General features: G+C 64.5%; 18 protein-coding genes. 17 read left to right on the top strand and 1 reads right to left on the bottom strand.

All coding sequences use genetic code 11. The features are described 5' to 3' along the window. Positions 1-124: 124 nt before the first annotated feature. The gene (gene bioB / locus HR9077_RS15105; protein WP_136067817.1) at positions 125-1,201 is read left to right on the top strand and encodes a biotin synthase BioB; all 1,077 of its coding nucleotides are present in this window, start codon (positions 125-127) and stop codon (positions 1,199-1,201) included. A 291-nt stretch (positions 1,202-1,492) separates the two neighbouring features. Here bioB and HR9077_RS15095 read toward each other — a convergent pair whose 3' ends face one another. Beyond that, entirely contained in the window at positions 1,493-1,951 is a 459-nt protein-coding gene (locus HR9077_RS15095; protein ID WP_136067816.1) for an Lrp/AsnC family transcriptional regulator, read from the bottom strand. Between the two features lie 198 nt (positions 1,952-2,149). On the opposite strand from HR9077_RS15095, the gene HR9077_RS15090 reads away from it, so the two are divergent. The 16 genes from HR9077_RS15090 (at position 2,150) to HR9077_RS15015 (ending at position 17,329) form a co-directional block, all read left to right on the top strand. Continuing rightward, entirely contained in the window at positions 2,150-3,106 is a 957-nt protein-coding gene (locus HR9077_RS15090) for a nucleoside recognition domain-containing protein (protein ID WP_136067815.1), read from the top strand. 210 nt (positions 3,107-3,316) lie between these two features. Next, complete coding sequence (locus HR9077_RS15085) at positions 3,317-4,399, top strand: TRAP transporter substrate-binding protein (RefSeq protein WP_136067814.1); 1,083 nt, start codon at positions 3,317-3,319, stop codon at positions 4,397-4,399. An 85-nt stretch (positions 4,400-4,484) separates the two neighbouring features. Further along, positions 4,485-5,057, top strand: a complete 573-nt coding sequence (locus tag HR9077_RS15080) for a TRAP transporter small permease (protein WP_136067813.1) — start codon at positions 4,485-4,487, stop codon at positions 5,055-5,057. Continuing rightward, entirely contained in the window at positions 5,054-6,331 is a 1,278-nt protein-coding gene (locus tag HR9077_RS15075) for a TRAP transporter large permease (protein WP_136067812.1), read from the top strand. Before HR9077_RS15080 ends, HR9077_RS15075 begins: the two co-directional genes overlap by 4 nt. Before the next feature lie 91 nt (positions 6,332-6,422). Beyond that, complete coding sequence (locus HR9077_RS15070) at positions 6,423-7,850, top strand: APC family permease (protein ID WP_210725934.1); 1,428 nt, start codon at positions 6,423-6,425, stop codon at positions 7,848-7,850. 2 nt (positions 7,851-7,852) lie between these two features. Then, positions 7,853-8,899, top strand: a complete 1,047-nt coding sequence (locus tag HR9077_RS15065) for a histone deacetylase family protein (protein WP_136067811.1) — start codon at positions 7,853-7,855, stop codon at positions 8,897-8,899. A gap of 54 nt (positions 8,900-8,953) precedes the next feature. Next, positions 8,954-9,310 carry a RidA family protein gene (locus HR9077_RS15060; protein ID WP_136067810.1) on the top strand — a complete coding sequence of 119 codons (357 nt, stop codon included), beginning with the start codon at positions 8,954-8,956 and terminating at the stop codon, positions 9,308-9,310. 1 nt (position 9,311) lies between these two features. Continuing rightward, positions 9,312-10,262, top strand: coding sequence for a bifunctional Delta(1)-pyrroline-2-carboxylate/Delta(1)-piperideine-2-carboxylate reductase (gene lhpI / locus HR9077_RS15055; RefSeq protein ID WP_136067809.1), 951 nt, complete (start codon positions 9,312-9,314; stop codon positions 10,260-10,262). Beyond that, positions 10,259-11,422 (top strand): class II histone deacetylase, encoded by a 1,164-nt coding sequence (locus tag HR9077_RS15050; protein ID WP_136067808.1) that lies wholly within the window; start codon positions 10,259-10,261, stop codon positions 11,420-11,422. The genes lhpI and HR9077_RS15050 overlap by 4 nt, the downstream gene beginning before the upstream one ends. A gap of 54 nt (positions 11,423-11,476) precedes the next feature. Continuing rightward, positions 11,477-12,760 (top strand): D-amino acid dehydrogenase, encoded by a 1,284-nt coding sequence (locus tag HR9077_RS15045; RefSeq protein WP_136067807.1) that lies wholly within the window; start codon positions 11,477-11,479, stop codon positions 12,758-12,760. A gap of 38 nt (positions 12,761-12,798) precedes the next feature. Further along, positions 12,799-13,737, top strand: a complete 939-nt coding sequence (locus tag HR9077_RS15040) for a branched-chain amino acid transaminase (RefSeq protein ID WP_136067806.1) — start codon at positions 12,799-12,801, stop codon at positions 13,735-13,737. A gap of 66 nt (positions 13,738-13,803) precedes the next feature. Then, complete coding sequence (locus HR9077_RS15035) at positions 13,804-14,004, top strand: hypothetical protein (RefSeq protein WP_136067805.1); 201 nt, start codon at positions 13,804-13,806, stop codon at positions 14,002-14,004. A 131-nt stretch (positions 14,005-14,135) separates the two neighbouring features. Continuing rightward, positions 14,136-15,521, top strand: a complete 1,386-nt coding sequence (locus tag HR9077_RS15030) for a Na+/H+ antiporter family protein (protein ID WP_136067804.1) — start codon at positions 14,136-14,138, stop codon at positions 15,519-15,521. Positions 15,522-15,763: 242 nt separating this feature from the next. After that, positions 15,764-16,147 (top strand): histone-like nucleoid-structuring protein, MvaT/MvaU family, encoded by a 384-nt coding sequence (locus tag HR9077_RS15025; RefSeq protein WP_136067803.1) that lies wholly within the window; start codon positions 15,764-15,766, stop codon positions 16,145-16,147. A 263-nt stretch (positions 16,148-16,410) separates the two neighbouring features. Continuing rightward, complete coding sequence (locus HR9077_RS15020) at positions 16,411-16,626, top strand: hypothetical protein (protein ID WP_136067802.1); 216 nt, start codon at positions 16,411-16,413, stop codon at positions 16,624-16,626. Positions 16,627-16,993: 367 nt separating this feature from the next. Next, positions 16,994-17,329, top strand: coding sequence for a hypothetical protein (locus HR9077_RS15015; RefSeq protein WP_136067801.1), 336 nt, complete (start codon positions 16,994-16,996; stop codon positions 17,327-17,329). The last annotated feature ends 226 nt before the right edge of the window (positions 17,330-17,555 follow it).

Raw genomic sequence — 17,555 nt, 5'->3', positions numbered from 1 at the left:
CGAGAATCGCATAGATCCGGCAAGGCGTTTCTATATTCTGTCAACCTACACTTGAGTTGTGGTTGACTACGTGGGGTGAGATCATATAGTCAACTTGTTAAGTTGAATAAGGTTGACTGTAACGATGGCTCGACTACAGACGACGCAAGCGCAGAAAACGCTCACGCGCCACGACTGGCGGCGGGAAGAGATCCAGGCGCTGCTGGAATTGCCGTTCAATGAGCTGCTGTTTCGGGCTCAAGGCGTGCATCGACGGCACTTCGATCCCAATGCCGTGCAGATCTCCACGCTGCTCTCGATCAAGACCGGCGCCTGTCCCGAAGATTGCAAGTACTGCCCGCAGTCGGGGCATTACAACACCGGGCTCGAGCGCGAGAAGCTGATGCAGGTCGAAGCCGTGCTGGAGGAGGCGCGCAAGGCCAGGGCGGTCGGCGCCAGTCGCTTCTGCATGGGCGCGGCGTGGAAACACCCGAGCGCCAAGGACATGCCTTACGTGTTGGAGATGGTACGCGGCGTGCGGAAACTGGGACTCGAAACCTGCATGACCCTCGGCATGCTGACCCGGGACCAGGCCGAACGACTCAGCGAAGCCGGACTCGACTACTACAACCACAACCTCGATACCTCGCCGGAATACTACGGCGAGATCATCACCACGCGTACCTACGCGGATCGGCTCGAAACCCTCGATCACGTACGCCAATCCGGGATGAAGGTCTGTTGCGGTGGCATTCTCGGCATGGGCGAAAATGCCGACGATCGCGCGGGGTTGCTGCAGCAACTCGCCAACCTGCCGGCGCACCCCGAGAGCGTACCGATCAACATGCTGATCCGGATTCAGGGAACGCCGCTGGAGCATGTCGAGGATCTCGATCCCATCGACTTCATCCGCACCGTCGCCGTGGCCCGTATCCTGATGCCGGGCTCCCATGTGCGCCTTGCCGCCGGCCGTGAATTGATGAGCGACGAGACCCAGGCCATGGCGTTCTTCGCCGGGGCCAACTCGATCTTCTACGGCGAGCGTCTGCTGACCGCCCAGAATCCCCAGGCCAACCATGATCGACGCTTGTTCGAACGCCTCGGGCTGCACCCCGAACAGCGCGAGGGAGCCGATGATGCTGCCTGCGAGGCGGCGATCCAGGAGAGCATGGCGCGAGCCCGTATCGATGCCATGGTGACCGATGCGGCGGCGCAGCCTTGAGTCGTACCGCCGTGCGTAAGGGGCCACGCTCCCATCACGACAGTACACTCGACAATGCAAGGAGAGTCTGAGCCCCTACGATTTCCGCGAGCGGCGCGGGCTTCGGGTGTTCCGTCATGCGTTGTCGCGTGGCGTCATGCTGCGCTGCGCCCGCTGGGCAACGTGATCTACTGGGTGCCACCCTACGTGATCACCCCCGAAGAACTGGAGCTGGTGGCGGAAGTCACCCGTGAGGGCTTGGAAATCGCCACCGCCGATTGACTCGTAGCGGCATAGGCCTGGGGACGTGATTCATGGCAGCCGATGAATCGCGGTGTCGAACTTTTTGCGGTCGCGGGAGATCAAGGTGCGAAACTTCCTGACATTATCATCGACGTAGAGCAGTTCATCGCAGAATCGATCATAGGCATCCATATCGGGGACTTCGACGATCAATACAAAGTCGACTTCCCCGGTGACCTGATAGCACTGCTTGACCTCCTGGATAGCCATCGCCCGTTTCAGGAAACGGGCATAAAGGTCCTTGCGGTCCCTCTCCATGGTGACCTCGACCACCATATGCATGCACAAGCCCACTGCAGCGGGATCGACCAGCACTACCTGGCGCTCGATGATGCCACTGTCCCACAGTCTCTTGACGCGCTTGAGGCAGGCTGAGGGGGATAGCCCCACGATATCCGCCAGCGCCTGATTGGTGAGGCTGGCGTCCTGTTGCAACTGGGCCAGCAGGCGATGATCGATGGCGTCCATGATGGAATCCTTGGGTAACGAATTCAGGAGTGTCGCTTGCGGCTTGTGCCTCGAGACTCTCCTCTCGTAGCTGCAATCAATAATCTGCACTTTTTCAAAGAAAAACAATATAAAATATATCGAAGAATCGGTATTCGACGGAAGATTTTGCAGTCTTGCTGATACCATCAGTCATCATTAATGGATATCGGAGGCAATATGTCATCCGGCGCTGTTGGCCGTGTGGGCGGATTCCTGCGCGATGTATTCAGAGTCTATGGTGCTTTGCTGAAGGTGCTGGTCCCGGCACTGATCGTGGTCAAGATTCTCGACGAACTTGGCGCGACGGTCTGGTTGGGTTATCTGTTGGCGCCTCTGATGCAACTACTGGGTTTGCCTCCCGAGTTGGGAGTCGTCTGGGCCGCGACGCTGTTGACTAATATCTTCACCGGTATGGTGGTGTTCTTCGAGATTGCGGGCGACATGCCGCTCAGCGTGGCGCAGATCAGTGTCTTCAGTGGATTGTTGCTGATCGGGCATTCGCTGCCGGTGGAAGGAGCCGTTGCACGCAGGGCCGGAGTTCCCTGGTCAGCGACTGTTGTTCTGCGCATGGGAGGCGCGCTGCTGTTTGCGGCGCTGCTCGCCATTTGCTATCGCCTGCTGGGTGATACTCGCCAGGTCGAACTGGTGTGGCGACCGGAGCCCGTGGCATCGGGGCTGGATGGTTGGCTGCTGAGCCAGCTAGAAACCTTGACGATGGCCTTTCTGATTATCCTCGCCTTGATGGCATTGCTTGTCGTGCTCAGGTGGCTGGGTATTGAGCGCCTGATTCACATGGCGCTGACACCATTACTGAGAACGCTCGGTATCGGGGGAGCGGCGGCCAATGTAACAGTCATTGGCGCGACTCTGGGGCTCACCTATGGCGCAGGGTTGCTGATTCGTGACGTGGACAGCGGTGCCATGGGCAGGCGTGATAGCGTGTTGGCACTGTGCTTTCTGGGGCTCTGTCACAGCGTGATCGAGGACACCTTGCTGATTCTGTTGCTGGGGGCGGATCTATGGGCGGTACTCTGGGGGCGACTGGCATTCGCGGTGGTCCTCATCGCCATCATGGCGCGTTGGCCGCGCCACTGGCTGCCGGCTCGCATGAACAAATCCTCTGCAGGGTCCTAGGGCCTGTTATCACGAGGGCCCGATAGCAGCACCGGCAGCCATTGCCTGCTGCTCGGCTTGGCGCTTTCGTATGCCGCGCACGGCACGTCTCCAGAGTCTCGGGCAAAAACTGCCGAGCCCCGGGCAAGTCGTGGGTGCCTTGATTGGCTAGTCTGAAAGACAATCGTTCTCGCCGAACGCAACAACAACAAGCCAAGCAAGGAACCTCTCATGTCCCCAGGTAAACTCGTTGCCGGCGGCACCGCGCTCGCCGCACTGCCGCTAGCCCTCTCGCTGAGCACGGCCGTTCAGGCCCAGGAATACGAGATGGCGATCGCCACGCTGATTCCCGAAAACCTGACCAACAACAGCATCTATCCGGCCCTGGTCCACTTCAAGGAGCTGGTCGAGTCGCGTACCGATGGCGAGGTCGCGGTCTCGATCTTCGGCAGCGGCCAGCTGGGGTCGGAAGTGGAGACCGGCTCTCAGGTGCAGTCCGGCGGCCGTGCCCTGCAGTCGACGATTCTCACCTCGGGGGCGATGTCGTCGTTCTATGGCGATTACCAGGTGGTCACCGCGCCGTTTCTGTTCAACAACTGGCGTCAGGCCTGGGCGTTCTTCGACGGCGAGTGGTTCGCCAACTTCATGAAGGGCACCGTCGAAGCTGCCGACATGCGCTACCTGGGCACCTTCGACGACGGCGGCGGCTTCGTCGCCTTCACCAACAACGAGCGCCTGATCAAGACCGTCGATGACCTCGAGGGACTCAATATCCGTACCGAGGAGAACCCCGCCCACGTCGCCACCATGCGTGCGCTGGGCGCCTCGGCCACGCCGCTGCCGTGGGGCGAGCTGATCACCGCGCTGGAAACCGGCCTCGCCGACGGCCAGTTCAACGCCCCGGTGATCAACACCACCTACGGCCTCGACGAGGTCACCGACTACACCACGCTCACCGGCCACGTCTACAACAGCGCAAGCTGGGTGGTCAGCGAAGCCTGGTACCAGGCATTGCCGGAAGAGTACCAGCGGGCGATCACCGAGTCGGCCCGGGAGGCGATAGCCCTCAGCCACGGCGCCTCGGCGGCGCTGGCCACGGCCAGCTGGCAGAAGTCCTGCGAGCTGTTCGAGGAGTGCTACATCATGCCCGCCGAGGAGCGTAACAAGATGGCCGAGATCGCCCGCCCGGCGTGGAAAGAGTGGATCGTCGGCGAGTACGGCATGGATGCGCAGCTGGTCGACGACATGCTCGCCGAGGTCGAGTCGCTGGGCGAATCGCTGCCCAATGAGGCGTACCAGCGCTACGGTCAGTAAGCCGCGGCGCCGACCAAGCCGCCGGCCGGGCGCGAGCCCGGTCGCTACCTATCCGCGCTGCCTGTGCAGCATTCGGGGCGATTCCATGGCGATACTGGCAACCGCGCGCCGCCTCAGCGACGTCGTCAACACGGCCTGCACCGTGCTCTGTGTGGGCTGCGTGCTGGGCATGCTGGCGATCTCCTTCGTCGGCTTCCTGTATACCCTGGTCACCGGTTCGGCGTTGAGCTGGACCTACTCGCTGGCCCGGCTGTTCCTGCCGTGGATCGGCCTGATCTCGATCACCATCGCGCTGCGCTCCGGCGAGCACGTGGCGATGACGCTGCTGGTCAGGCTGCTGCCCGCGCCGCTGGTCAAGGTCGCTGCAATCGCTTCGCTGGCGGTGATGGCGTTCTTCGCGCTGCTGATGATCTGGTACGGCTGGGGATACTTCCTGAACGCCACCCAGGTCTACATGGTCTCCGACAATATTCAGATTTCTTATCACTGGACGGCGGTGACCGTGCCGCTCACCGGACTGATCTTCCTGCTGCATCTGGTCTATGGCTTCGAGCTGCTCGAGCATTTCAGCGACGAGAATGCGCTGATCGACGAGGCGCTGGGCGACGCCGGAACGGACGCTGCCGAACTGAAGAGCAATCGCGAGGTCCGGCCATGAGCGTTGCGATCGTGGCCTTCCTGGCGGTACTGCTGATCGGCGCACCGGTCGCCGTGGTGATGGCGATCTCGGGCGTTGCCGGCGTCTATTCGCTGGGCGGCGAGCGGATGGTGGGGATCATCGCCGACCGCATGTTCTCCGGAGTCTCCGGCTACATGCTGATCGCCGTGCCGTATTTCATCTTCACCGCCGAGCTGATGAACCAGGGCGGGCTGACGCAGAAGCTGATCACCTTCAACAATGCGCTGCTGGGTCGGGTGCGCGGCGCGCTGAGCCACGTCAACGTCACCGTGTCGCTGTTCTTCGCCGGCCTCACCGGCGCGGCGATCACCGATACCGTGGCGATCGGCAAGATCATGATCCCCGAGATGAAGAAACAGGGCTACGACGCCGAGTACGCTGCGGCGATCACCGCCTGCTCGTCGATCATCGGGCCGATCATTCCGCCCAGCGTGGTGATGGTGGTCTACGCCACGCTGCTTCGGGACATCTCGGTGATCGATCTGTTCGCCGGCGGCATCCTGCCGGGGGTACTGATGACCGTGGCGCTGCTGATCGTCAGCATCGTCATCTCGTGGATGCGCGGCTATCCCAAGCAGGGCGCCACGCCGCTCAAGGTGGCGGTGCTGGCCTTCCTGTCGGCGCTGCCGGCGCTGCTGGTGCCGCTGATCATCCTCGGTGGCATCCTCTCGGGGTTGACCACCATCACCGAGGCGTCGGGGTTCGCCGCGGTCTACGCGATCGCCATCGGCTTCGTGTTCTACCGCAACCTGACGCTGCGCAAGGTGTGGGACGCGCTGGTCACCACGGTACGCTTTTCGGGGGTGGTGTTCTTCCTGCTCGCCACTTCGGCGGTGCTCGGCTGGTTCGTCACCCGCTCGGGGATCGCCCGCGACGCCGCCGAACTGATCACCACGCTGAGCGACGTGGCCTTCGTTCAGATCATGCTGGTCTGCCTGCTGCTGATCGTCATCGGCACGGTGATGGACGTGTTGCCGGCGCTGGTGGTGATCGGCCCGGTGGTGGTGCCGGCGATGGTCAGCCTGGGCTTCGACCCGCTGCACTTCGCCATCGTCATGATCGTCACGCTGAACATCGCCAACGTCACGCCACCGGTGGGCATGACGTTGATGACCGCGGCGCGGATCGCCCAGGTGCCCTACGAACGGGCGATCATTGCCTCGCTGCCGTTCTACGCCGCGTTCATCAGCGTGGTGGTGGTGCTGGCGCTGTTCCCGGCGCTGTCGACCTGGATTCCAAGCCTGCTCGATTGAGGAGGCCAGCGGGTCGGATGAGGCGGCGAGGCCACGACTCGTCTAGCCTGACGGCGAGGCCAAATACAACAACGATCCAGGAGGGATCGCCATGAGCCCGATATCGACGGCCAGATCTCATCATCTCGAGCGCAGCATGGGGCTCACCGGAGCGATCGCCACGGTGGTCGCCGGCACCCTGGGCGCGGGACTGTTCGTCACCCTGGGCACGGCCAGCTCCACCACCGGGCCGAGCATCATCGTGGTGGTCGTGGCGACCGGAATACTGGCGATGGCGATCGCCACCAATTACAGTTGGATCGCCAGCGTGTTCCCGGGCGCGGGCGGGGCCTACACCTACATCTCGCGCACCTTCGACAACCGCCTGCCCGGCTTCGTCGTAACCTGGTCGAAGTGGCTGGGCTACATGGCCGCCGATGCGGTATTGGCGCTGGGCTTCGGCAGCTATCTCAAGGTCTTCTATCCGGCGGTGGATCCGGCGATGGCGGGCTTCGTGCTGCTGAGCGTGCTGTTCCTGGTCAACCTGGTCGGCACCAAGAGCTACAGCGTGGTCCAGAACGTGATTTTCCTGATGCTGATCGTCTCCGTGCTGGTGCTGGTGCTGCCGGGCATCGGCCATATCCGGATGGCCAATTACCAGCCGTTCTTCACCGGCGGCGTGTCGGGGCTGGCGGCGGCCACGGTGCCCATGTTCTACGCCTACATCGGTATTGCCGTGGCGGCCCAGATGGGCGCGGAGGTGAAGCGCCCGCAGCGCAACCTGCCGCTGGCGATGGTCGGCGGCACCGGCATCCTCATCGCGCTGTACCTGTTGACTGCCGTGGTGCTCTACGGCGTCGTCGAGGACTATCGCGTGCTGGCCGAGTCGGAGCGTCCGCTGGCGACCGCCTCGCAGGCGTTCCTCGGCGAATACGGCACGGCGATCGTCGCCTTCGGCGGGCTTCTGGCGACGGCGTCGAGCGTCCACGCGGTGATGGCCGCGGCGATCAAGATGCCCTATGCCTGGGCCTGGGACGAAGTCTTTCCGCAGTGCTTCTCGGTGGTCAGCCGGCGCTTTCATACCCCGCACTGGTCGCTGTTGACGCTGTATATCGTCTCCTCGGCGCTGATCTTCTGGTCGGCCGGTCTCGATCAGGCGCTGTCGATCGCCACGTTCAGCTATCTGATCGCCTACCTGACGGTGTCGCTGACGGTGGGCTACGTCTATCTCCGGCGTGCGGACATCCGGGCGCGGGCCGCGTTCCAGCCGGGCGGCTGGTTCTGGCTGCCGATCGGGGTCGGTGTGCTCGGCTCGTCGGCGATCCTCTTCCAGGCTGCCAACTGGGGGGCACTGTTCAGTGGCAACTTCGCCGAACTCTCGACTCTCGCCGTCTATCTGCCATGGCTGGCCATCGGACTGCTGGTCTTCACCGTCTACTGGGCGCTGGGGCGGCGTCGCGGCGACGACGTAACGGCGATTCTGGCGACGATCCCCGGGGTGGTCGACGAGCCTCCCACCGACAGGCGCCGCGCGAGGTGAGCATGCGTTACTTCTATTCGGCCTGGCAGGACCGCCATGCCCCCGAGACCTTCCTGCTGCGCGGCGCGCCAGCGCCATCGCCCGAGGGCCCGGTGCGCGCCGAGCTGCTTTCCCGGGCCATCGCTGTCGCCGGCGGTCGTCTCGAGGCGCCCGAGGCGGCGGGCACGCCGCGCCTGCGCGAGCGGCTGGCGCGCATCCACACGTCGCGTTACCTGACCTTTCTCGAGACCATCCACGCCCGCTGGCAGGCACTGCCGGGCGCCGCCGAACGGGTCGCGCCCAACGTGCATCCCACCGGCGGCGGCCACCATTACCCGGAGCATCCGATCGGCCAGGCCGGCTGGCACATGCACGACATGGCCTGTCCGATCGGCGCCGACAGCTTCGCCGGTATCCTGGCCAGCGCGGCGAGCGCCGAGGCCGCCGCCGGGGCGGTGCTCGACGGCGCCGACGCGGCCTACGCGCTATGCCGGCCGCCGGGTCATCATGCCGGGCCGGAGCGCGCCGGCGGGTTCTGCTTTCTCAACAATTCGGCGCTCGCGGCGAGCGTGCTGCGTGAACGCTTCGCGCGGGTCGCCATCGTCGATGTCGACCTGCATCATGGCAATGGCACCCAGGATATCTTCTACGCCCGCGGCGACGTCTGGACCGGCTCGCTGCATGCCGACCCCAGCGGCTTCTACCCGTTCTTCTGGGGCGGTGCCGACGAGCGCGGCGAGGGCGAAGGGCTGGAGTGCAATCTGAATATACCGTTATCTATCGGGAGTGACGGCAGCATTTTTCTCGACGCTCTCGAGCGCCTGCTGAATGGCATGCAGGCCTTCGCGCCGGAAGCCGTGGTCATCGCGCTGGGCCTCGATGCCCACAAGGACGATCCGCTGGCCGGTCTGAGCCTGGAAACCGCCGATTTCATGCCGCTTGGCGCACGGCTGGCCACGCTCGAGCTACCCTGCGTGCTGGTTCAGGAGGGCGGCTATCCGACGGCCAGCCTGGCGCACAATCTCGCCGCGTTGCTGCGCGGTTTCCACGCAGCCCGAACCGACACGTAGCGCGCCGTCGAACGTTTCATTCATCGTTTCATTCAACCTGCGAGGAAACACGCCATGCCCATCGAATACACCGACGCCAACCAGCGCATGAGCCAGGTCACCGTGCACAACGGCACCGTCTATCTGGCCGGCCAGGTGCCGCACGATGCGAGCGCCGACATGCAGGGCCAGACCCGTCAGGTGCTCGAAACCATCGAGGCCAAGCTGAAGCAGGCCGGCTCGGCCAAGGATCATCTGCTGTCGGCGACCATCTGGGTCACCGACATGGCCGAATTCGACGCCATGAACGCCGCCTGGGATGCCTGGGTCGTGCCGGGGCGGCCGCCGGTGCGCGCCTGTGTCGAGGCCCGACTGGCCAAGCCGGAGTGGAAGGTCGAGATCATGGTGACGGCGGCCCGGACGGAGAGCTGACATGCGCATGATTACCGCCCGGGAGGTGGCCGGGGCGATGCCCTGGGTACCGCTGGTCGATCGCCTGGCGCGCTGCTTCGTCGAGGGAGTCGAGGCGCCGCCGCGCCACCATCACGCCATGCAGCGCGGCGACGGCGAGGCGACCATGCTGCTGATGCCGGCGTGGGAAAAGGACGGCTACATCGGCATGAAGATGGTCAACGTGTTCCCGCAGAATGCCGAACACGGGCTGCCGGCGATCGCCGGGGTCTATCTGCTCTGCGAGGGCGAGCACGGCCAGCCGCTGGCGTGCATCGAGGGCAGCGAACTGACCCGCCGGCGGACTTCGGCGGCCTCGGCGCTGGCCTGTCGCGAACTGGCCCGCGCCGAGGCCGAATCGCTGCTGGTCGTCGGCACCGGCAAGCTGGCGCCGATGCTGATCGAGGCGCACGCCGCGGTGCGCCCGATCAAGCGTGTACGCATCTGGGGCCGTAACCCGGAGAAGGCGGCGCGCCTGGCCGAGGAGTACGCCACGCGCTTCGATTGCGCCGCGGCCGAGGACCTGGCCGCGGCGGTGGGTGAGGCCGACATCGTCAGCTGCGCGACGCTCTCCAGCGAACCACTGGTGCGTGGCGAATGGCTCAAGCCCGGCGCGCACCTCGATCTGGTCGGCGCCTTCCGGCCGAGCATGCGCGAGAGCGACGCCACCTGCCTGACCCGCGGCGAAGTGTTCGTCGATACCTATGCTGGCGCCAAGGGCGAGGCCGGCGACATCCATCAGGCGATCGAGGAGGGCGCCTTCGAGTTCGCCTCGATCCGTGGCGAACTGGCCGAATTGCTGCGTGGCGAGCGGCCCGGGCGCAGCGACGACCGGGCGATCACCGTGTTCAAGTCGGTCGGCGCCTCGCTCGAGGACCTGGCCGCGGCGATCGAGGTCTGGGAGTGCCTGGCGGACGAGCGGGGCGCTTCATGACTGGCTCTAAGGCGACCGGTTTCTACTGGCACGAACGCTGCTTCTGGCACGACCCGGGAGCGATCGGGGTGTTCTCGGCGCCCGGCGCGTACCTGCAGCCGCAGCCGGCCTCGGAGAGCCCGGAAAGCAAGCGCCGGCTCAAGAACCTGCTCGAGGTCTCGGGGCTGATCGATGAGCTGACGGTCGGCAAGTCACCGCCGGCCACCCGCGAGGATCTCGAGCGTTTCCATACACCACGCTACCTGGACGAGCTCGAGGCCGGCAGCCGGCGTGGCCTGGGCGACGGCGGCGATTGCGCGCCGTATACCGCCGGCAGCCTGGCGGCGGCGAAGCAGTCCGCCGGGCTGGCGATCGCTGCCATCGAGGACGTGGCACGGGGTCGGCGGAGCAACGCCTATGCGCTGTGCCGCCCGCCCGGACACCATGCCGAGGCCGATCGCGGGCGCGGTTTCTGCCTGCTGGGCAACATTCCCGTTGCGGTGCGACGCGCTCGCGCGCTGGGCCAGGTGGGGCGGGTCGCCATCCTCGACTGGGACGTGCATCACGGCAACGGCAGCCAGGCGGCGTTCTACGACGATCCTGACGTGCTGACGATCTCGCTGCACCAGGCCGGCAGCTACCCGCTGGACACTGGTGAGTTCGACGAGCAGGGTAAAGGGGCGGGGTCGGGGAGCAACCTAAACCTGCCGCTGCCGCCGGGTTGCGGCGTCGGGGCCTATCGCTACGCCATGCAGCGTTTGGTGTTGCCAGCGCTCGCGGCGTTCCGGCCCGAGCTGATCGTCGTCGCCTGCGGCTTTGACGCCTGCGGCAAGGACCCGCTGGGCAAGATGCTGCTCAACAGCAGCGCCTTCGCGGCGCTGACCGCGCAGCTCAAGGGCCTGGCCCAGCGGTTCTGCGAGGGGCGCCTGGTGATGATCCACGAGGGCGGCTATTCCGAGGGCTATGTGCCGCTGTGCGGCCATGCGGTCATCGCCCGGCTGGCCGGCAGCGCCATCGACGTGGCCGACCCGCAGGATGCCGAGATCGCCGCCTGGGGCTACCAGGCGCTGCAGCCGCACCAGCGTGAGCTGATCGATGGCTGGCGCCGGGGCTGGGCCGCACATGCCGATCTCGATGCCGCGGATGGCGTCGTCGCTGACGCACTGAAAACATCGGATTGAATTCATCCAACGTGGCCGTCGGCGATCCTGGGCGGCCGGATACGGGGAGTGGCCATGCATATCGCCATTATCGGCGCCGGGGTGGTCGGGGTGACGACCGCGCATGCGCTGGCCTGTCGTGGCCATCGGGTCAGTGTGGTCGAGCGCCTCGATGCCGCGGGCCTGGAAACCAGTCGCGGCAACGCCGGCCAGCGCTCCTACGGTTACGTCTATCCGTGGGCCTCGCCGGCGATGATCAAGAAGGCCCTGCCATGGCTGGTCAAGTCCAGCGGCCCGCTGAAGATGCGCATGCCGCCGACGCCATGGACGCTACGCTTTCTGACCGCGACCTGGCGCTTCGCCAACGCGCCGGGGGTTTTCGAGGCCAACAGGCGGGCGATGCTGCGCCTGGGCACGTACAGCCGGCAATGCTTCCTCGATCTCGAGGACAGCCTGGACCTGGCCTTCGATGGCAATCACGGCGGGCTGATCGACCTGGCCAGCGACGCGGCGACCGCCGAGGGGCTCAAGGCTACCGCGGGGCTGCTCAGCGAGATGGGTATCGATCACCAATGGCTGACACCCGAGGGACTGGCCGAGGTCGAGCCGGGGCTGCGCGGCGATGCGCCACTGGTCGGCGCGTTGCGGCTGCCCGGCGACGGCACGGGGGACTGCCAGCGCTTTACCCAGGCACTGGCCGTCGAGTGCGAGCGGCTCGGCGTCGCCTTCCGTTATGCCACCGAGGTTCGCGAGCTCGTGCGTGAGCGCGGCGTGGTGCGGGCCCTGCAACTGGTGCCGGCAAACGCGGCTTCGTCCCGCGAAGGCGAGACGCTGGAGGTGGATGCGCTGGTGGTCTCGGCCGGTTGCCAGTCGCCGGGGCTGGCCGAGGCGGTCGGTGTCAGGCTGCCGATCTACCCGATCAAGGGCTACTCGTTGACGGCACCGATCGAGGACCCCGGGCGGGCGCCGCGTTCGACGGTGATCGATGACCGCTACAAGGTCGCGGCAACGCGCCTGGGCGATCGCCTGCGGGCCACCGGCTTCGTCGAGCTGGACGAATTCGACCGGCGGATACCCGAGGCACGCCTGGCGACCATTCGCCAGGCGGTGGAATCGCGCTTTCCCGGAGCCGCCGATCTCGACCGGGCCGAGTCGTGGACGGGCTTTCGGCCGATGACCCCCGATGGGCCGCCGATCATCGGCCAGGCCAAGCTCGACAACCTGTATTTCAACACCGGCCACGGGACTTTCGGTTGGACGCTCTCGGCCGCCAGCGCGCAGCTGATCGGGCAATTGGTCGACGGCGAGACTCCGGCGCTGGATATCTCGCCGTTCCGGCCGGATCGGTTCGGCAGGTGATCGGATACGCTCATCGTTCAAGCTACGGGGAGAGTGACATGCAGTCGATCAGCGACCGCGATGGCTGGTTCTGGCTCGATGGCGAGTGGTTGGCGTGGCGCGATGCCCGGATGCATCTGCTCACCCATACCCTGCATTACGGGATGGGCTGCTTCGAGGGCGTGCGTGCCTACGACGGCCCGAAAGGCGTCCACCTGTTCCGTGCCGATGCGCATGTCCGGCGACTGCTGGATAGCGCCCACGCGCTGGATATTCCGCTCGATTTCGACGCCCCGGCATTGCTCGACGCGCAATGCGAGGCGTTACGTCGCAACGCGCTGAGCGATGCCTACCTCAAGCCGACGGTATTTCTGGGCGCCGAGGGCATGGGGCTGCGCGCCGCAGGCCTGACCACCCATGTGATGATTCCCGCCTGGCATCTCGCTCACTACATCTCGCCGCACGCCGCCGAAGAGGGGCTGCGGGTGCTGACCTCTTCGTGGAGCCGCCACCACGTCAACATCAGCCTGTGTCGGGCCAAGACCAACGGCCACTATGTCAACTCGATGCTGGCATTGAACACCGCGGTCAAGGCGGGCTTCGACGAGACCCTGATGCTCGACCCCGAGGGTTACGTCGCCGAGGGCTCGGCCGAGAACGTCTTCCTGGTCCGCGACGGCGTGCTGCATACCCCGGAGGTGACCTCGTGCCTGCAGGGCATCACCCGCGACAGCGTGATCACGTTGGCGCGCGAGCGCCTGGGAATGGCGGTGCGCGAACGGCGCATTACCCGCGATGAGCTCTACACCGCCGACGAGGCGTTCTTCACCGGAACCGCGGCCGAGATTCTGCCGATTCGCGAACTGGACGGACGGCGCATCGGCCGCGGCGATCAACGCCCGGTCACCCGCGAGCTCCAGGGACTTTATCGGCGGCTGGTGCGTGGCGATCTGGCCAGCGACCTGGCGGCCTATGGCGACTGGCTGCAGGCCGTCTGATTTCGCTGGGGCTGTTCCCGACACAAAGACGCCACGGTCGACCTCGACGGGCCCCGTGGCGTTAAGATGACTATCTCCCTGAACGGCTTCCTGCCGTGCGGCGCCGGTGTTCCCCTGGGCCCGCTCCGTGTGGCGCTTCCCGCGCCGCGCTTCCGTGACGCGCTGAACGACAGTTTCCCTTGTCTGAACCGCGGATCGTCTGTTGCCGGCAATGATCCTGAATTCAGGATGCGCGGCACCGATTGCATCGCGACGACGCTTTCTTGAAGCTTGTGTGACAGCTTGGTCGTGGCCTCGACACTCAGCGCAGGCCACCATCGGCTGACACTCTCTGGTAGAATCCCCGGCTTTTTGGCGGCGCCATGCTGCAGGGGCCGAAAAGCGGACGGGGGATGACAATGAATGCGGTAATTCTGGCCGTACTGGTCATGGTGGGGCTATCGCTGGCACGGGTGTCGGTGGTCTTCGCGCTGATCGTCGGGGCGCTGGTCGGCGGCCTGGCGGGCGGGCTGTCGCTGGCGGATACCATCGCGGCCTTCAACGACGGCGTCGGCGGCGGCGCCAAGGTGGCGTTGGCCTATGCCACGCTGGGGGCGTTCGCGGTGGCGATCTCGCGGGCCGGCTTGCCGGAGCTGCTCGCGCAGCGCCTGATCCGGCTGCTGGGACAGGAGGCCACGGAGCGACGTCAGGCCATGGTCAAGGCGCTGCTGTTGAGCTCGGTGCTGCTGGTGGCGATCTCCTCGCAGAACCTGATCCCCGTGCATATCGCCTTCATCCCGATTCTGATTCCACCACTGCTCGCGATGATGAACCGGTTGCGCCTCGATCGACGTGCCGTGGCCTGTGTCCTGACCTTCGGCCTCACGGCGCCCTACATGTTGTTGCCGGTGGGCTTCGGGGCGATCTTTCTCAACGACATTTTGCTGGCCAACATCAACGAGGCGGGCCGGGCGCTGGGGCTCGAGGTATCGCGGGGCATGGTGCCGCTGGCGATGGGCATCCCCGTCGCGGGCATGGCGGTGGGGCTATTGGTGGCGCTGCTGTTCAGCTATCGTCGGCCGCGCGACTATCCCCAACGGGCGCTTGCCGTCGGTGACCCGCAGCCCACGACACAGCAGCAGCGCGCGGCGCGAGCGACGCCGGATCCCGACCGCGAGGCCGCGATACGCCCGCTGGGGCTGGCGATGTCGGTGGTGGCGATCGTCGCCGCGCTGGGCATTCAGCTCTACAGCGGCTCGATGATTCTCGGCGGACTGGTCGGCTTCGGCCTGCTGTCGTTGGGCGGCGTCTTCAAGTGGCGCGAAGCCGACGACCTGTTCACTTCGGGGATGCGCATGATGGCGCTGATCGGTTTCATCATGATCGCCGCCGCCGGATTTGCCGCCGTGATGAAGGCCACCGGCGAGATCGATACGCTGGTTCAACAGGCGTTCGCAGTGATCGGCGACAATCGGGGGTTGGCGGCGCTGGTCATGCTGCTGGTGGGGTTGTTCATCACCCTGGGTATCGGCTCGTCGTTTTCGACGATCCCGATCATCGCCGCCATCTATGTCCCGCTGGCCGTCCAGTTCGGCTTTTCCGAGTTGGCCACGGTCGCCCTGGTGGGTACCGCGGCGGCGCTGGGCGATGCCGGCTCGCCGGCTTCCGACTCGACCCTGGGGCCGACTTCCGGGTTGAATGTCGATCGTCAGCACGACCACATATGGGATTCCGTGGTGCCGACTTTCATTCACTACAACATACCGTTGATTCTGTTTGGCTGGCTGGCGGCCCTGTGGCTGTAAAGTGGGGCGGGCTTTAGTGCGTTGGTGCCAGCCCCGACACGAATGAGCCGGCAGAGCGCTCGGCGGGCCGCGCGAAGCAGACGCGTGATGGTCGTCGAATAACCCGGCCGTTTCGATTAACGCTACTGCAGAAATAAATTTAATGAGTTTTGGGTGACGGCTAAATCGGGTACTTGGCAAATTGCCCCGTAATGCCGATAATGGGATGGCATCCCCAAAAACGTATGGAAGGTTATTAGCGCATGTCACTGTTAAGCGAATACATGAAGAAAGAACAGCTGCTCAAGCAGCTGAGCGACGAGTTGAAGCAGCTTGAAGGTGATCAGCGCCTGAAGTCCGAGCTCGAGTTCAAGGAGCGCCTCGAAGCCTTGATGAAAGAGTTCAACAAGAGCGCCAGCGACGTGATCGACATGCTCGATCCCAGGCAGCAGGACTCCGCTTCAGGCAGCAAGCCGAAAGCGACCAGCACCAGCGGCCGTCGCAAGCGCAAGCTGAAGATCTACAAGAACCCGCATACCGGTGAAGTCGTGGAAACCCGCGGCGGCAACCAGAAGACGCTCAAGGTGTGGAAGGATGAGCACGGTGCCGAAACCGTCGAATCCTGGCTCGTGCGTACCGAAGACTGAATTTTCACGGCGAAATCGTGTCGAACGATCGCTCGAAGTGACCGGGCTGAACTCTCAGCCCGGTGTTTTCAGTTTTCACACCCGTCATCTGCAGTCCTGTTTGCAATCTCTGCCCTTCGCGTTAGTATGCGCGGGCGGCATGCGGTGATCGGCTGATGCCGAATACGTCAGCCCCTCTTCATCCGAGCACGGTTTCCTCGATCATTGCCCATGGACCACTACTTTCATAAATGAAAGCATCGAATCCCAAGCATTCACATCAGATGGACGAACGCGAGAAGCTACGCAAGTTCCGTGAGCTCGACGATGCCTTCGCCAGGGCCTTGAAGGAGATGGAGGCGCCGTCGAACGAACCCGCCGCAGACCCTCAGCAGAACTTCGAACAGCGTCTGCGCCTATTGATGAGCGAGTTTCGACAAAGCGACGCCGATGTCGTTGCACTGCTCAGGACACTGATCGAACTCGAGCGTATCGCCTGAAAGCGAATCATCGCTCCACTAGCCGAGCCGAACGCTTTGTCGGTTGGTTCACGCCGAATCCGGCCAATGGTTCTGGCCTGACGTAAAAGGCCTTTACGGCTGGAGTCGCCATTGATCGACTCACGAATCCAGGGCGGGCCAGCGGCACCATGCCTGCCGATGGCCCGACGTTGCTCTTCATGTCTCGTGAGCGCTTTAGTTGAAATATAATGGCAATTGCCAAGCTAGCCTGCCTGCTCACAGGTATGACCAGTGTTGCTGGGCTTGGCTTCCAGCAACGCGTGCCCGGGGCGGTGAACCTATGCCGGGTCGGGGACGAGTATGGTACAGTGCGCGATATCAGACGCTGAAAAGGGTAAGTGTATTAATGGCGACAGAGTTAGACGAGTTCGAACAGAATATGCAGCGGGAAATTAACGCCTTTCTTGGTCCAGCGGCCAAGCCGCAGCGTGACAGGACAACAGAAGGTCGCGCCGGTGTACTGGCTCCCAAGGCCAGGCGTACGCCCGCCAAGGGTGGTTCAATCAAGACCGGGTATGTCGTCAAGCTCGCGGTCCGCAACAAGCCGCTCGAGTGGGATACCGTTTTCGAGCATCAATCGACGAGTATTTCCAAACTCGAAGCGCAACTTCAAGCCGAGAAGGCGGCGCGCAAGGCCGGTTTCCGCATCATTGGCCATGTGATCGATATCAAGCCCCTCTGACAAGCGATCGTCACTGCCGAAGCATCGCGTCGCAGCCCATCGTGACTCTCGAGTAGGCGTCACGCGCGTTGCTGCTCGTCGTGTCGAGCCATGCCCGATGGACAGGTCGCCTCCGCCCGGCGAGCGCCGGCAGGGCCGCGAAGGCCCGAACAGCTCGATTTGTAGCCCTTTTTCATGGCTTTGCCTCCGCAGTCCATCGCTATCATGGAGCCACCCTGGGCTCCGA

Origin of the sequence: Modicisalibacter radicis, from assembly GCF_900961225.1 — a bacterium.
GTDB lineage: Bacteria > Pseudomonadota > Gammaproteobacteria > Pseudomonadales > Halomonadaceae > Modicisalibacter.
This window is presented reverse-complemented; position numbering and strand designations above follow the sequence as displayed.

What these genes read in the sequence shown, in the direction of transcription:
- HR9077_RS15045 (WP_136067807.1), top strand. Translation starts at nt 11,477, where the DNA reads ATGCATATCGCCATTATCGGCGCCGGGGTGGTCGGGGTGACGACCGCG.
- HR9077_RS15025 (WP_136067803.1), top strand. Translation starts at nt 15,764, where the DNA reads ATGTCACTGTTAAGCGAATACATGAAGAAAGAACAGCTGCTCAAGCAG.
- HR9077_RS15075 (WP_136067812.1), top strand. Translation starts at nt 5,054, where the DNA reads ATGAGCGTTGCGATCGTGGCCTTCCTGGCGGTACTGCTGATCGGCGCA.
- HR9077_RS15070 (WP_210725934.1), top strand. Translation starts at nt 6,423, where the DNA reads ATGAGCCCGATATCGACGGCCAGATCTCATCATCTCGAGCGCAGCATG.
- lhpI (WP_136067809.1), top strand. Translation starts at nt 9,312, where the DNA reads ATGCGCATGATTACCGCCCGGGAGGTGGCCGGGGCGATGCCCTGGGTA.
- HR9077_RS15080 (WP_136067813.1), top strand. Translation starts at nt 4,485, where the DNA reads ATGGCGATACTGGCAACCGCGCGCCGCCTCAGCGACGTCGTCAACACG.
- HR9077_RS15015 (WP_136067801.1), top strand. Translation starts at nt 16,994, where the DNA reads ATGGCGACAGAGTTAGACGAGTTCGAACAGAATATGCAGCGGGAAATT.
- HR9077_RS15030 (WP_136067804.1), top strand. Translation starts at nt 14,136, where the DNA reads ATGAATGCGGTAATTCTGGCCGTACTGGTCATGGTGGGGCTATCGCTG.
- HR9077_RS15095 (WP_136067816.1), bottom strand. Translation starts at nt 1,951, where the DNA reads ATGGACGCCATCGATCATCGCCTGCTGGCCCAGTTGCAACAGGACGCC.
- HR9077_RS15050 (WP_136067808.1), top strand. Translation starts at nt 10,259, where the DNA reads ATGACTGGCTCTAAGGCGACCGGTTTCTACTGGCACGAACGCTGCTTC.
- bioB (WP_136067817.1), top strand. Translation starts at nt 125, where the DNA reads ATGGCTCGACTACAGACGACGCAAGCGCAGAAAACGCTCACGCGCCAC.
- HR9077_RS15040 (WP_136067806.1), top strand. Translation starts at nt 12,799, where the DNA reads ATGCAGTCGATCAGCGACCGCGATGGCTGGTTCTGGCTCGATGGCGAG.
- HR9077_RS15085 (WP_136067814.1), top strand. Translation starts at nt 3,317, where the DNA reads ATGTCCCCAGGTAAACTCGTTGCCGGCGGCACCGCGCTCGCCGCACTG.
- HR9077_RS15065 (WP_136067811.1), top strand. Translation starts at nt 7,853, where the DNA reads ATGCGTTACTTCTATTCGGCCTGGCAGGACCGCCATGCCCCCGAGACC.
- HR9077_RS15090 (WP_136067815.1), top strand. Translation starts at nt 2,150, where the DNA reads ATGTCATCCGGCGCTGTTGGCCGTGTGGGCGGATTCCTGCGCGATGTA.
- HR9077_RS15035 (WP_136067805.1), top strand. Translation starts at nt 13,804, where the DNA reads ATGACTATCTCCCTGAACGGCTTCCTGCCGTGCGGCGCCGGTGTTCCC.
- HR9077_RS15060 (WP_136067810.1), top strand. Translation starts at nt 8,954, where the DNA reads ATGCCCATCGAATACACCGACGCCAACCAGCGCATGAGCCAGGTCACC.
- HR9077_RS15020 (WP_136067802.1), top strand. Translation starts at nt 16,411, where the DNA reads ATGGACGAACGCGAGAAGCTACGCAAGTTCCGTGAGCTCGACGATGCC.